This is a genomic window from Nocardia sp. NPDC058518, from assembly GCF_042719655.1.
GTDB lineage: Bacteria > Actinomycetota > Actinomycetes > Mycobacteriales > Mycobacteriaceae > Nocardia.
Map to the genome: position 1 here is coordinate 37331 of NZ_JBHXNJ010000016.1, position 12953 is coordinate 50283.

Sequence of the window (12953 nt, forward strand, 5' to 3'; positions counted from 1 at the left end):
TTGTGGTTGGTCGGTGTGATCTAGAGGGCGATGTCGACGTCGCCGACAGGAGCGTTGATGCAGATCTGGATCTGCTTGTCGGGATCGGCGTTGAGTTCACCGGTGCGGAGGTCGCGAGTGCAGCCGGAGAGCTTGGTCGCGGTGCAGGTGAAGCAGATCCCCATCCGGCAGCCGTGCAGCGGCGTGAGGCCCGCGGCTTCGGCTTGCTCGAGCAACGATGCTCCGGTGTTGTCGGCGGCGACGTCGCTGTCGGAGAAGGTGATGGTGCCGGTGGCCTCGGACGGATCGGTCGGGATCGTGGTGAGCGTGAATTCCTCACTGAGCACCCGATCTTCGAGGCCCTCGGCGGCGAAGATCGTCTGCACGGCCCGCATCAGCGGCGGCGGCCCGCAGACGAAGGTCTGCGCGTCGGCGAACCAGGGTGCGACCCGCTCGAGCTCGTCGTAGTCGAAGAATCCACTGCCGGTGGAGGTTTCACCGTCGATCACGGTGCCCGGCTCGACCGGGTACCGGTACTCGATGCGGAAGTTGGCGCGGCGCTGCGCGATCGAGGACATTTCGGCCCGGTGCGGCACCATCTCGGGCTGACGGGCGTAGTGCAGGAAAGTGACCTGCCCGGTGTAACCCTCGGCGTCGAGGGTCCGCAGCATCGACAGTACCGGCGTGATGCCGCTGCCGCCGCTGACCAGCAGCACCTTGTCGGGCCGCTGCTCGGGTAGGTGGAACACACCGGAGGCGGGTGCGAGGTCGACGACCATGCCGGGCTTGGCATTGGCGTGCAGGTAGTTCGACACCAGCCCGCCCGGGTGGGCCTTGACGGTGAGCTGCAGGTAGCGCTCGCCTCGGCTCTCCGGGTCGATCGGCGAGTAGCAGCGGGTGTGGCGCACACCGTCGATCGAGACACCGATCTGCACGTACTGACCGGCGGCGTGGCCGCGCCACTGCCGTGAGGCGCGCAGGGTGAGCGTCACCGAGCCGGGCACCGCGTGCGAGACATGAGTGACCTCGGCGCGCAGCTCCCGAGCCGTGAGCCCGGGGCGGACGAGCTCCAGGTACCGGTCCAGCGGGTGCGGCGTTGTCAACGTCTGCACCAGATCGATCAGTCCCACCATGTCGTGTTGCCCCTTTTTGCGCGGTACGGAGAAGTCCTTCGACGTTCGCTCCGAATTTCAGTGCACGTCTGTACACTCACCAGTGTGCCCGATGACCCCGGGCCACTGTCAACCGGCAATAATGTGAGGCGGACAACATAATGACGAAGGCCGCTATGGTGAACGGATGTATGCTCACCGATGTGACTGAGCAGGCAGGAACCCGCAATGAGCGCAAAGCGCATACCCGCGCGGCTCTCCTCGACGGCACCCTGACCTTGGCCTCGGAGCGCGGATTCGCGGCATTGAGCCTGCGTGAGATCGCCCGTTCGGCCGGCATCGTGCCCACCGCCTTCTACCGCCACTTCGCCTCGCTCGACGACCTCGGCGCGACGATCGTCGACGAGGGCGTCACCGCATTGCGCTTGGCGTTGCGCGAGGTCAGGCGCAAGCCGGACGCCCATCTGGCGGATACGGTCCGCTTCGTGTTCGAGCAGGTACGCGTCAAACGCGCACTGTTCGGTTTCCTCATTCGCGAGCGTCACGGTGGGCCTGCCCCGCTGCGTCAGGCGATCGCGATGGAGATGCAGCTGATCGTGCGCGAGATCGTCGCCGATCTGTCCCGCCTGCGTGCACTGGATTCATGGAGCACCACCGAGCTGGAGATCGCCGCGGATCTGCTCGTCACCACCGTTACCGACGGTATTGCCGCTTTCGTCGCGTCCACCCCCCGTGAGGAATCGGCGATCGTGGAACGCACCGTCATGCAGATGCGGCTGATCGCTTTGGGTATCGCGGGCTGGGTACCCAAAAACGCTGACTGAACTCAGAGTACGGGCGTTCACACAACTCGGCCGCGCCCCAGCGGTGAGGCGTCACATATCGGCGGACACCGTGCGTGACGGCGCGCGCACCGGGAGCAGTACCAGCAGGCCTGCCGCCAGCACGACGAGAAGTCCGGCGATTCCGGCACGGTCGCTGTGGAAAACAGAGACGAACACACCGAACAGAGCAGGTGCCAGGAACGAGACCGCTCGGCCGGTCGTGGTGTACAGGCCGAACAACTGACCTTCCCGTCCCGGCGGTGCGAGCCGCGCCAGGAACGAACGCGCCGACGCCTGCGCGGGACCGACGAACACGGTGAGCGCGAGCCCGAAGATCCAGAACATCGCCGAGCCCGACACCAACAGCAGCGCGACACCACAGGCGAGCATCCCGGCCAGCGACGCCACGATCACCCGCTTGGGCCCGATCCGGTCGTCGAACCGTCCGGCCACCACCGCGGCCGCCCCCGCGACGACATTCGCGGCGATCCCGAACAGCAGCACATCGGCGTCGGCAAACCCGTACACCGTCACCGCGAGCACGCCGCCGAAGGTGAACACCCCCGCCAGACCGTCCCGGAACACCGCGCTGGCCAGCAGGAAATAGACCGTGTGCCGATCCTGACCCCACAGCACCCGCACGTCGCGCCACAACACCCGGTAGGAACCGAGGAAGCCGACCTTCGCCGCGCCGGGGTCGGCGCCGGTGCGCGGCATCTCCGGCACCGCGAACAGCACCGGCAGCGCGAACACGGTGAACCACACCGCCGCGAGCACGATGACGAGCCGGACATTGAGGCCCTGGTCGGTGGGCATCCCGAGCAGACCGCGGGTGTCGCCGTCACCGGCGAGGAATCCCGCGTAGCAGATCAGCAGCAGCACGATGCCACCGAAATAGCCCATCGCCCACCCGAGTCCGGAGACCCGGCCGACCGTGGCCGGGGTCGACACCTGCCGCATCATCGCGTTGTAGGGCACACCGGCGAGCTCGAAGGTGGCCGAGGCGAACGCGAGCAGCGCCAGGCCGAGCCAGAGATCGTGGTAGTCGTCGCGGACGAAGAACATCAGCGACATCGCGCCGACCGTCAGCGCCGTCAAGGTCGCCAATGCCCGTTTACGTGAGCCGACCGCGTCGAAGTACTGCCCGCAGACCGGCGCCGTGAGCGCGACGACCAGCCCCGCCCCCGCCAGCGCCCAACCAAGCCACGCACTCGCCGGTGTCGAACCCGGCAGATCGTCTCCCACCTTGTCGGTGAGATACACCGAGAACACGAAGGTCAGTGTCACGGCCTGGAACGCCGAGGACCCCCAGTCCCACAGTCCCCACGCCAGCACCTGCCCGCGCCCAGCCGCCTCGCCAACGGTTTCGGCCGCGTTCACCTCGGTCATAGGCCGAAGAGTAACGGCGATCAAACCCGTCCGCCGCCCATAACGCGCGCACCGCGTTCGGCCGAAGAGTCACGGCGATCAACCACCCGCGCCGTCTATGTACATCCACGCCATAAATTCATATGAACCTGGTTGCATAGTACCCGGCGTTCCAGATATCCTCGTGCCATGGCACTGGAGCACGCGCTGCTGGTCTCGCTCACCGAGCGGGCCGGGTCGGGTTACGAGCTCGCACGCCGATTCGACAAGTCGATCGGCTACTTCTGGAGTGCTACCCACCAGCAGATATACCGGGTGCTCAAGCGGATGGAGTCCTCCGGCTGGGTCACCGTGGAATCGGTGACCCAGCAGGGCAAGCCCGACAAGAAGGTGTACTCGGTAGCTCCGGCCGGTCGGACTGAGATCGCCCGCTGGCTCGCCGAGCCCACCGACGCCATCCCCGCCCGCGACGAACTGGGCGTGAAGATCCGCGCCGCCGCGTACGGCGACATCGATGCCGTCTGCGACGAGGTGGCGCGCCATCGCGCGCAGCACGCCCAGCGCCTCGACGAGTACCGCCTCAGCGAAAAGAAATTCTTCCCGGCGCCGGACCAGCTCTCCGGCACCGCTCTGCACCAGTATCTGGTGCTTCGCGCGGGCATCCGCGCGGAGTCCGGCTACCTCGAATGGTGCGACGAAGTACTGCAGGCCCTGCGACCGCGAAAAGGTGAAGACCGCCCATGACCGCTTATCCCCATCTGTTCGAGCCACTCGACCTCGGCCACACCACTCTGCGCAACCGCGTGGTCATGGGCTCCATGCACACCGGTCTGGAAGACCGCGCCTGGGACACCAACAAGCTGGCCACCTACTTCGCCGAACGTGCCCGCGGCGGCGTCGGCCTGATCATCACCGGCGGCTACGCACCGAACCGAACCGGCTGGTTGTTGCCGCTCGGCGGCAAGCTCACCAACAAGACCGAGGCGTACCGGCATCGCACGATCACCAAGGCGGTGCACGCCGAGGGCGGCAAGATCGCCATCCAGATCCTGCACGCGGGACGTTATTCGTATATGCCGACCAGTGTTTCGGCTTCGGCGATCAAGTCGGCGATCAATCCGTTCAAGCCGCGGGCGCTGTCGTCGAAGGGTGTCGAGAGCACCATCGACGATTACGCGCGCTGCGCGGGCTTGGCCAAGTTCGCCGGGTACGACGGCTGCGAGATCATGGGCGGTGAGGGCTATTTCCTCAACCAGTTCCTCGCCCCGCGGGTGAACAAGCGCACCGACAAGTGGGGTGGCACACCGGAGAACCGGCGTCGGCTTCCCGTCGAGATCGCCCGGCGCATCCGTGCCGAGGTGGGCCCCGATTTCATCATCGTGTTCCGGTTGTCGATGGCCGAACTGGTCGAGAAGGGGCAGACCTTCGACGAAATCGTCGCCCTGGCACAGGAATTGGAGGCCGTCGGTGTCGATATCCTCAATACCGATATCGGCTGGCACGAGGCACGGGTGCCCACCATCGTCACCTCGGTGCCGCGGGCGGCGTTCGTGGAATTCACCGCGAAGATCGCGCGCAAGGTGAACATCCCGGTCTGTGCGTCGAACCGCATCAATATGCCCGAGATCGCCGAGGAGATCCTGACTCGCGGCGACGCGGCGCTGATCTCGATGGCCCGCCCGCTGCTCGCCGACCCCGAATGGGCCAACAAGGCCATGGGCGACCGCGCCGACGAGATCAATACCTGCATCGCCTGCAATCAGGCCTGCCTCGACCACGCCTTCGGCAACAAGAAGGTGTCGTGCCTGGTCAACCCGAGGGCGGGCAGCGAGACCACCCTCAATCTGCTGCCGACTCGCCGCGCCAAGCGGGTTGCCGTCGTCGGTGCGGGGCCGGCCGGTCTGTCGGCCGCGGTGAGCCTGGCCGAGCGCGGCCATCACGTAGACCTGTTCGAGTCCGACGACAAGATCGGCGGCCAGTTCGACATCGCCCGCCGCATTCCCGGCAAGGAGGAGTTCGACGAGTCGATCCGCTACTTCCGCCGCAAGATCGACCTCACCGGCGTCACCCTGCATCTCGAAAAGCGGGTCAACGCAGAGGAATTGATCGCGGGCAAGTACGACTCGGTGATCCTGGCGACCGGTGTGCGCCCGCGCATCCCCAACATCCCCGGTATCGACCACCCGATGGTGCTGTCCTACGCCGAACTGGTGAAGGAGGAGAAGCCGGTCGGCAAGAAGGTCGCGGTGATCGGCGCGGGCGGTATCGGTTACGACGTGAGCGAATACCTCACTGTCGAAGGACATCCCACGCTCAAGCTCGACGAGTGGAAAGAGGAATGGGGCGTCGATTCCGAGAACGAGCAGGTGCCCGGCCAGCTCCGCAAGCCCAAGCCCTCCCCCGCGGCTCGCGATGTCGTGCTGCTGCAACGCAAGTCGACCCCGTTCGGCAAGGACCTCGGCAAGACCTCCGGCTGGGTGCACCGCGCGGCCCTCAAGGCCAAGGGTGTCGAGCAGGTCGGCGGCGTGAACTACGACCGCATCGACGACGCGGGCCTGCATATCAGCTTCGGTGAGAAGCACGAGAACCCGCGGGTGATCGAGGTCGACAATGTGATCGTCTGTGCCGGACAGGAATCCGTGCGCGAACTCGAAGAACCCCTGCGCGCCGCGGGTGTCGACCTGCACCTCATCGGCGGCGCCGACCTGGCCGCCGAGCTCGACGCCAAGCGTGCGATCGACCAGGGCACCCGCCTGGCCGCGCGCTTGTAACCCCACCCAAGAACCGGTCGTCCGACGCGACGGACGACCGCCGCACCGCCCCGCGCGCCGAACTCGCATCCGGCACGCGGGGCGGTGTTTCGTTGTGGTCGAGCAGCCGACCTGGGGTTGGCAGCTCAGCTGACGAATAGGTCGCGAACCAGGGTGCGCAGGGCGCGGCCCTCTTCGGTTTCGTACCAGTGCAGGTGGCCGAGAAGCCAGTCCTGATAGGCGATTTCGGCGTTGCGTTGGTCGTTGGCGATGGTGAGGAAGTAGTCGATTTCGGAGAGTTCGTAGCCGATGTGGACCAGTGGGAGCAGGTCGGGAAGCAGGTTCTGCTCGGCGGTCGAGGGTCCTCGCACGGATCGATACCCCTGGATCAGCGCGATGATCTGGTCCTCGCGAACATTCGCGGGACCCCCGTCACGCAGCGAAACCCAGTCGATCGCAGTGCGTTCGACAGCAGTAGCGAGGTCGAAGACGGCGGTCGTGCGGTCGGCCAGCCCGAAGTCGATCACCGAGGTCACCTCGTGGTCTTTCCACAGCAGGTTGGTTCCGTGCCAGTCCCCATGCGTCCACAGCGGTGCGACGCCGGTGAGGTCGGCCGACCACCCGGGAACCTCAGCGCGCCAGTCCCTTTCACCGAGGAACCGGGCGACAGCGGGTCGGCGCGCGATATGCCATTCGAAGGCAGTGACCACGTCGCTGTGCAAGGTCGCGAGCAGCGGACGGGCCGGACGGGCCGGCGCATCGAAATCTGCTGCGACGCGGTGCAATCGGGCCAGCATCGCGCCCGCTGCTCGCGCGTCGTCGGTGTCGCGATAGGGCGACCAGGAGAAGTCGGCGCGGTAGCGGTCGTGTCCGGAGCCGACACGATGGACCTCGTAGACGAACCCGTCCGGTGCACCGTCGCCCACGGTGGCACGCACTTCGGGCACCGGAATCCCACGCTCGCGCAGATGCGCCATGAACCGATGTTCCTCGGCCAGCGCCACCCCATCGCGCAATCGCAGCGGCATCCGCTTCACGACGAGCCGCTCGCCACCGTCCAACCGCACACCCACCGTCGACGACAGCGGCCTCGCACCACGCCATTCGATCGCGGAAGGCGCCGACCCACTCCACGTCGCGGCAACAGCGCGAGCGATCTCGTCCTCGGTCAGCGCGGGCCATGTCGGTTCGGCCAACGGGTCATCGCCCATCCCGAACACCCGCTCGTCAGCCACAGCACCGCCCGCCCACACCGCACGGCGCACACCCTTGCCCGGTGCGGGGCTGCGTCGAGTCGGCTGTCATGGCGTCACTCATGGTATTGCCGGGCGCCCGGTTTCCGGCGATCCACCAACGGAGCGCCCTGCCACCCCGTCGACGCGGGCACGGCCTGAGCCGATCCCCTAAGCTCCCCTCGTGAGCTTGCCCTCCCCCACTGCAGACAATCGTGCCGTCGTTACCGGCGCGTCCTCCGGCATCGGCACCGCGCTGGCCGCCGAACTGGCCGGGCGCGGCTATTCGCTGATCCTGGTCGCGCGCCGCGGTGAGATCCTCACCGAACTGGCCCAGCGGCTGACCCTGGCCCATGGCATCACCGCCGAGGTCCGCGCGGTCGACCTGGCCGATCGCACGCAGCGGGCCGGCCTCGTCGACGAGCTCGCGGTCCGCGATATCGCCGTTCTCTGCAACAACGCGGGCATCGCGACCTTCGGCCCGGTCGCCGAGCTCGACTTCGCCTACGAGCGCATGCAGATGGAGCTCAACGCCACCGCCGTGCACGACCTGAGCCTGGCCGTGCTGCCCGGCATGATCGAGCGCAAAGCGGGCGGAATCCTGATCAGCGGTTCGGCCGCGGGCAATATGCCGATCCCGAACAACGCGACCTACGCGGCGTCGAAGGCGTTCGCGAACACCTTCTCGGAGTCGCTGCGCGGCGAGCTCAAGGGCAGCGGCGTGAATGTCACCCTGCTTGCCCCCGGCCCGGTCCGCACCGAAACCCCCGCCCCCGAGGACCAGTCGATCGTCGACAAGATGGTCCCCGACTTCCTCTGGGTGTCCTCCGAATACACCGCCAAGGTCTCCATCGACGCGCTGGCCCGCAACAAGATGCGCATCGTCCCCGGCCTCATCAGCAAGGGCATGAGCGTGGCGGGCAACTACGGCCCCCGCGCGTTGACCGCCCCGGTCGCCGGCGCGTTCTACAAGAAGCTCGGCAGCTGAGCCCTGCCTGACGGGTTGGCGTGTCAGCAACCCGTCAGGAAGGACTCGCAGGTGGTCAAGGACCCGTAAACACCGAGTTCAGCGGTCCGGAAACGGCGTATTTCTTGAGTCGGCCCCGCCATTCCGAACGCGGGGGCGTCCCCAGGAGACCACCGTGACGTTGCTCGACATCTTCCCGTCGTTGCGCGCGACCACCGTGCCGCGGCTCGATCCCGCGGTCTGGCCGGCCGATACCCACTACGACCCCGACGGCCGGATCACCCTCGGCGCGGTGGCGCTCGCCGATATCGCCGATCAGTTCGGCACCCCTGTCCAGGTGGTCGACGAAGCCGAGGTGCGCGAGCGCTGCCGCGCCTACCGCAAGCACTTCCCCGACGCCGAGATCGTCTACGCGGGTACCGCGTTGATGGTCGGCGCGGTGGCGCGCTGGGTCGCCGACGAGGGTCTGTCGGTGCAGGTGGGCTCGTGCGGTGAGTTATCGGTCGCGCTCGCCGCGGGCATCGATCCGCGCCGGATCGTGTTGCACGGCAACGGCAAGACTCTCGACGAACTGAAGTCCGCCGTGCGCGCCGGTGTCGGCCGCATCGTGGTCGGCTCGCTCACCGAGATCACGCTGCTCACTGCCTTGGCGACCCAACCGCAGCAGGTGCTGCTCCGGGTCGCCACCGGGATCGACGTTCCCGGTGGTGACCAGTTCGGCTTCCCGCTCGGCAGTCGTTCGTTCGAGACCGCCGTAGCCCGGATCGCGGGCAGGTGCAATCTGCAGCTCGTGGGCTTGCACTGCCACCTCGGCCCGCAGATCCACAACCCCGACCACTACGGCGAGGCGATCCGCCGGATGATCGGCGAGATGTCCTGGATCGACCACGAATACGGCCTGCTGCTGTCCCACCTCGACATCGGCGGCGGGCACGCGGTGGCCTACCGCAGCGGCGACGCGGAACTGAACCTGCACGACCTCGCCGACATCCTCGACGACGCGCTGGACGCCGGCTGCGCGCGGCACCGTTTCCCCCGCCCCGTGCTCGCCATGGAACCCGGACGGGCGATCGTCGCCAGGGCGGGTGTCACCCTGTATCGGGTGCTGGCCGTCACCGAGACCACCGACGGCGGCACCCGGGTGATCGTCGACGGCGGCGGCTGCGGCCGAAGTGGCGGACACAGCGGCGCGGTCGTCGTCAACCGGCATCCGACCGGCGCGCAGCTCACCGCGTCCATCGCGGGCAAGCACAGCGAATCCGGGCAGCTCATCGCTACCGACGTGCGTCTGCCCGCCGATCTGCGGCCGGGCGAGATACTCGCCGTGCCGTGCACCGGCGCCTACCACCACGGGCTGGCCTCGACCTACAGCACCGTCGGCAGGCCGCCGATCGTCGCCGTCGCCGACGGCCGCGCCACCCAGTTGCTGCGCCGCGAGACAACCGCCGATCTGCTGATGCGCGAAATTCTGGAATAAGCCGGGTTACCGCCGCCACCGGTCTGGTGGCGGCACCCGTCGCGCGCCTACTATCAGATGAGTCGGGGAAAATCAACCAACTCGACCGACGGTGCGTTGAGTCCGGTGACGAGCGCACCGGAAGAGGTAGCCATGAAGACCAACAGAACACGCGAGGTCGGCCTGCGCCGACTGCTCATGAGCTTGGCGGTGGCCGGTATGGCGGCCACTTTTCCGATGACAGTGGCGGCGCCCGCGACCGCACTGCCCGCAGCAGCCCCAGACCAGGTACAGACCAACCGCCCACGGTGCGACGACTGGAACTACCGGAACTACGACTACTGCGACCGCGACCGCGGGCACCGATGTGACAACGACTGGTACGGCCGCAACCAATGGAACGACCGTGACTGGAACCGCTGCGACCGCGGCCGCGGCGGATACAACAACTGGTTCCCCTGGGGCTGGTTCGGCAGCAGCTGACCCGAACCGACCTCCCGCTAGCGCCGCCGGGTGCCGAAGATGCTGCGACTGATCTCGCGGCCGGCGGCACTCGCCGCTGATCGCAGGAAGCTCTTCACCGCCGGATTCCTCATCATCCGCTCGGCCGCCGAGTCCTCTTCCTGCTGCGCCTGCGATCGGCCGGGCGCCTGCGGGGCATCGGGCGCTGGATCGGCGGCGGCCACGCTGGCCAGCAGCATCTCGTAGGCCGATTCCCGGTCGATGCTCTGCCCGTATCTGCCCTGCAGCGCGCTCGACAGCGCCTTGGACTTGATCGCCTCGTCGCCGATGGTGTCCATCAGCGAGCGCGGTGGCGCGATCTTGGTCCAGGCGACCGGTGTCGGTGCGCCGGTTTCGGAGAGCACGGTGACGATCGCCTCGCCGGTACCGAGCGAGGTCAGCGCCTCTTCCAGGTCGTACACCGACGACTTCGGGTACGTGCGGACGGTCTTGGACAGCGCCTTCTGATCGTCGGGGGTGAAGGCGCGCAAGGCGTGCTGCACGCGGGCGCCGAGCTGGGACAGCACCGGATTGGGGATGTCGGTGGGCAGCTGGGTGCAGAAGAACACGCCGACGCCCTTGGACCGGATCAGCTTCACCGTCTGCTCGACCTGCTGCAGAAACGCCTTGGACGCCTCGGCGAACAGCAGATGCGCCTCGTCGAAGATGAACACGAGCTTGGGCTTGTCGATGTCACCCACCTCGGGCAACGTCTGGAACAGATCGGCCAGCACCCACATCAGGAACGTCGAGAACAGTGCGGGCCGCGCCGCCTGCTGGCCGAGCTCGAACAGGGTGATCACGCCGAGCCCGCCCGCGGTGCGCAGCAGATCGGCCGGGTCGAGTTCGGGTTCGCCGAAGAAGGTATCGCCACCTTCGGCTTCCAGATTCACCAGCGACCGCAGGATCACCCCCGCTGTCTGCGAGGACACACCACCGATGCCCTTGAGGTCTTCCTTACCTTCGGGGCTGGTCAGGTGGGTGATAACCGCGCGCAGGTCCTTCAGATCGAGCAGGGCGAGGCCGCGCTGATCGGCCCAGTGGAAGATCAGGCCAAGCGTCGATTCCTGGGTGTCGTTGAGACCGAGCACCTTGCTGAGCAGGATCGGACCGAACGAGGTGATCGTCGCCCGGATCGGCACCCCGATGCCGCCGGTGCCGAGCGAGACGAACTCGGTGGGGAACGCGCCCGGCGCCCAGTCGGTCGCGCCGGTCTCCGCCGCGCGCGCCCGGATCTTCTCGGTGTCGGCGCCCGGCTCGCTCAAGCCCGACAGATCGCCCTTGACGTCGGCCATCACCACGGGAACGCCCGCACGGGAGAGGTGTTCGGCGATGCCCTGCAAGGTCTTGGTCTTGCCGGTACCGGTCGCGCCGGCGACCAGTCCGTGCCGGTTCATCATCCGCAGCGGAATACGCACGCGCGCAACAGGATCGGCCACACCGTCGACCATCACCGTGCCCAGTTCCAAAGCCGGTCCGCTGAAGGCGTAGCCCGCGGCGATCTCGGCAGATGCCGTCGAATCGCCGGATGCCGGTGGCTTCGGGGCGGAGCTCGCCGCCAGAGCTTCCTGCTCGGCGGCCTCCGCGGCGGCCATGGCCTCGGCGGCAACCCGGGCAGCGTCCTCGGCCGCCTTGCGTGCCGCTGCCGCCTTCTCCTGTGGGGTGGTCATTCGCGCGTCCTCCGTCTGCTCACTGGCACGTACGCAAGAAATGCTCGAAACGTCTGCGGGTAATTCCAGGCAAACTGTATCCGTGCCGGTCACCTGGGCGGCGAACATCCACCGATGTCGGCGGCAAACCCGACCCGCCTCGCCCACGCGACACACCTGCCGACCCGGGGCGCGGACCCACCATTAGGGTGGCTCCCGTGTCAGACAAACTCCTGGTCTGGATGGATTGCGAAATGACGGGGCTCCGTCTCGACAGCGACAAGCTGATCGAGATCGCCGCGCTCGTAACCGACAGCGACCTCAACATTCTCGGTGACGGTGTCGACATCGTCATCCACGCCGACGACGCCGCCCTGGCCTGCATGCCACCGGTCGTCGCCACCATGCACGCGAAATCCGGTCTGACCGAAGAGGTTCGGCGTTCCACCGTCACCCTCGAGCAGGCCCAGCAGCAGGTACTCGACTACATCCGCGAGTACGCGCCCACCGCGCGCACGGTGCCGCTGTGCGGTAACTCCATCGGCACCGATCGCGGCTTCATCGCCCGCGACATGCCCGAACTCGACGCGCACCTGCACTACCGGATGGTCGACGTGAGCTCGATCAAGGAACTGTGCCGCCGCTGGTACCCGCGCATCTACTTCGGTCAGCCGGAGAAGGGCCTCGCCCACCGCGCGCTGGCCGACATCAAGGAATCCATCCGCGAACTCGAGTACTACCGTCGCACCGCGTTCGTGCCGCTGCCCGGACCGACCACCACGGAGATCGCCGCCGCCGCGCTGGCTGCCACCGAGGCCGTGGATGTCACCGGTTCAAGCCCTCTACCAGCGGATTAGGGCCTGGCACCAAAGTCACGCTAGTATCGACGGCGCCGGTGATTCACCGGTGATGGTGACCGTAGTTCAGTTGGTAGAGCACCAGGTTGTGATCCTGGATGTCGCGGGTTCGAGTCCCGTCGGTCACCCCGAGAAGATGGGGGGGGGGCGCGGGGCCCGGGGGTGGGGGGGTGTGTGTGGGTGGGCGCGGGGTGAAATTCCCACTTTGTCTGGGGCGTCAGTTTCACCCCCCCCCCGCCCCCCACCGCGCGGTAGCGC

At 67.4% G+C, this 12953-nt stretch carries 11 protein-coding genes and 1 tRNA gene; 8 read left to right on the plus strand and 4 right to left on the minus strand.

Going from position 1 to position 12953, the window contains the following annotated elements:
* Positions 1-20: 20 nt before the first annotated feature.
* Entirely contained in the window at positions 21-1112 is a 1092-nt protein-coding gene (locus tag ACFWPX_RS24830; protein ID WP_378929441.1) for a ferredoxin reductase, read from the minus strand.
* Between the two features lie 155 nt (positions 1113-1267).
* On the opposite strand from ACFWPX_RS24830, the gene ACFWPX_RS24835 reads away from it, so the two are divergent.
* Positions 1268-1915 carry a TetR family transcriptional regulator gene (locus ACFWPX_RS24835; protein ID WP_378918402.1) on the plus strand — a complete coding sequence of 216 codons (648 nt, stop codon included), beginning with the start codon at positions 1268-1270 and terminating at the stop codon, positions 1913-1915.
* A 51-nt stretch (positions 1916-1966) separates the two neighbouring features.
* On the opposite strand, the gene ACFWPX_RS24840 is transcribed toward ACFWPX_RS24835, so the two are convergent.
* Positions 1967-3304, minus strand: a complete 1338-nt coding sequence (locus tag ACFWPX_RS24840; protein ID WP_378929444.1) for an MFS transporter — start codon at positions 3302-3304, stop codon at positions 1967-1969.
* 168 nt (positions 3305-3472) lie between these two features.
* Between ACFWPX_RS24840 and ACFWPX_RS24845 the strand changes: the two genes are divergently transcribed.
* Positions 3473-4027 carry a PadR family transcriptional regulator gene (locus ACFWPX_RS24845; protein ID WP_378918292.1) on the plus strand — a complete coding sequence of 185 codons (555 nt, stop codon included), beginning with the start codon at positions 3473-3475 and terminating at the stop codon, positions 4025-4027.
* A complete protein-coding gene (locus tag ACFWPX_RS24850) occupies positions 4024-6054 on the plus strand; it encodes an FAD-dependent oxidoreductase (protein WP_378929447.1) in 2031 nt (676 codons plus the stop codon). The genes ACFWPX_RS24845 and ACFWPX_RS24850 overlap by 4 nt, the downstream gene beginning before the upstream one ends.
* 125 nt (positions 6055-6179) lie before the next feature.
* Here ACFWPX_RS24850 and ACFWPX_RS24855 read toward each other — a convergent pair whose 3' ends face one another.
* Positions 6180-7268, minus strand: coding sequence for a phosphotransferase enzyme family protein (locus tag ACFWPX_RS24855; RefSeq protein WP_378929450.1), 1089 nt, complete (start codon positions 7266-7268; stop codon positions 6180-6182).
* Between the two features lie 181 nt (positions 7269-7449).
* On the opposite strand from ACFWPX_RS24855, the gene cmrA reads away from it, so the two are divergent.
* From cmrA to ACFWPX_RS24870, 3 genes are all read left to right on the plus strand, one after another.
* A complete protein-coding gene (cmrA, locus tag ACFWPX_RS24860) occupies positions 7450-8253 on the plus strand; it encodes a mycolate reductase (protein ID WP_378918298.1) in 804 nt (267 codons plus the stop codon).
* 154 nt (positions 8254-8407) lie between these two features.
* On the plus strand, positions 8408-9709 hold the full coding sequence (locus ACFWPX_RS24865; protein WP_378929453.1) for a diaminopimelate decarboxylase family protein: 1302 nt from the start codon (positions 8408-8410) through the stop codon (positions 9707-9709).
* 132 nt (positions 9710-9841) lie between these two features.
* Complete coding sequence (locus ACFWPX_RS24870) at positions 9842-10171, plus strand: hypothetical protein (RefSeq protein ID WP_378918302.1); 330 nt, start codon at positions 9842-9844, stop codon at positions 10169-10171.
* Between the two features lie 17 nt (positions 10172-10188).
* On the opposite strand, the gene ACFWPX_RS24875 is transcribed toward ACFWPX_RS24870, so the two are convergent.
* Positions 10189-11859 (minus strand): helicase HerA-like domain-containing protein, encoded by a 1671-nt coding sequence (locus ACFWPX_RS24875; protein ID WP_378929456.1) that lies wholly within the window; start codon positions 11857-11859, stop codon positions 10189-10191.
* Positions 11860-12056: 197 nt separating this feature from the next.
* Here ACFWPX_RS24875 and orn point away from each other — a divergent pair, with 197 nt between their 5' ends.
* Positions 12057-12695, plus strand: a complete 639-nt coding sequence (gene orn, locus ACFWPX_RS24880) for an oligoribonuclease (RefSeq protein WP_378918306.1) — start codon at positions 12057-12059, stop codon at positions 12693-12695.
* A gap of 55 nt (positions 12696-12750) precedes the next feature.
* A tRNA-His gene (locus tag ACFWPX_RS24885) sits at positions 12751-12823 on the plus strand.
* Positions 12824-12953: the final 130 nt, after the last annotated feature.

Excerpts from the sequence above, each read along its gene's own strand:
- ACFWPX_RS24830 (WP_378929441.1), bottom strand. The coding sequence starts at position 1,112 with ATGGTGGGACTGATCGATCTGGTGCAGACGTTGACAACGCCGCACCCG.
- ACFWPX_RS24835 (WP_378918402.1), top strand. The coding sequence starts at position 1,268 with ATGGTGAACGGATGTATGCTCACCGATGTGACTGAGCAGGCAGGAACC.
- ACFWPX_RS24840 (WP_378929444.1), bottom strand. The coding sequence starts at position 3,304 with ATGACCGAGGTGAACGCGGCCGAAACCGTTGGCGAGGCGGCTGGGCGC.
- ACFWPX_RS24845 (WP_378918292.1), top strand. The coding sequence starts at position 3,473 with ATGGCACTGGAGCACGCGCTGCTGGTCTCGCTCACCGAGCGGGCCGGG.
- ACFWPX_RS24850 (WP_378929447.1), top strand. The coding sequence starts at position 4,024 with ATGACCGCTTATCCCCATCTGTTCGAGCCACTCGACCTCGGCCACACC.
- ACFWPX_RS24870 (WP_378918302.1), top strand. The coding sequence starts at position 9,842 with ATGAAGACCAACAGAACACGCGAGGTCGGCCTGCGCCGACTGCTCATG.
- ACFWPX_RS24875 (WP_378929456.1), bottom strand. The coding sequence starts at position 11,859 with ATGACCACCCCACAGGAGAAGGCGGCAGCGGCACGCAAGGCGGCCGAG.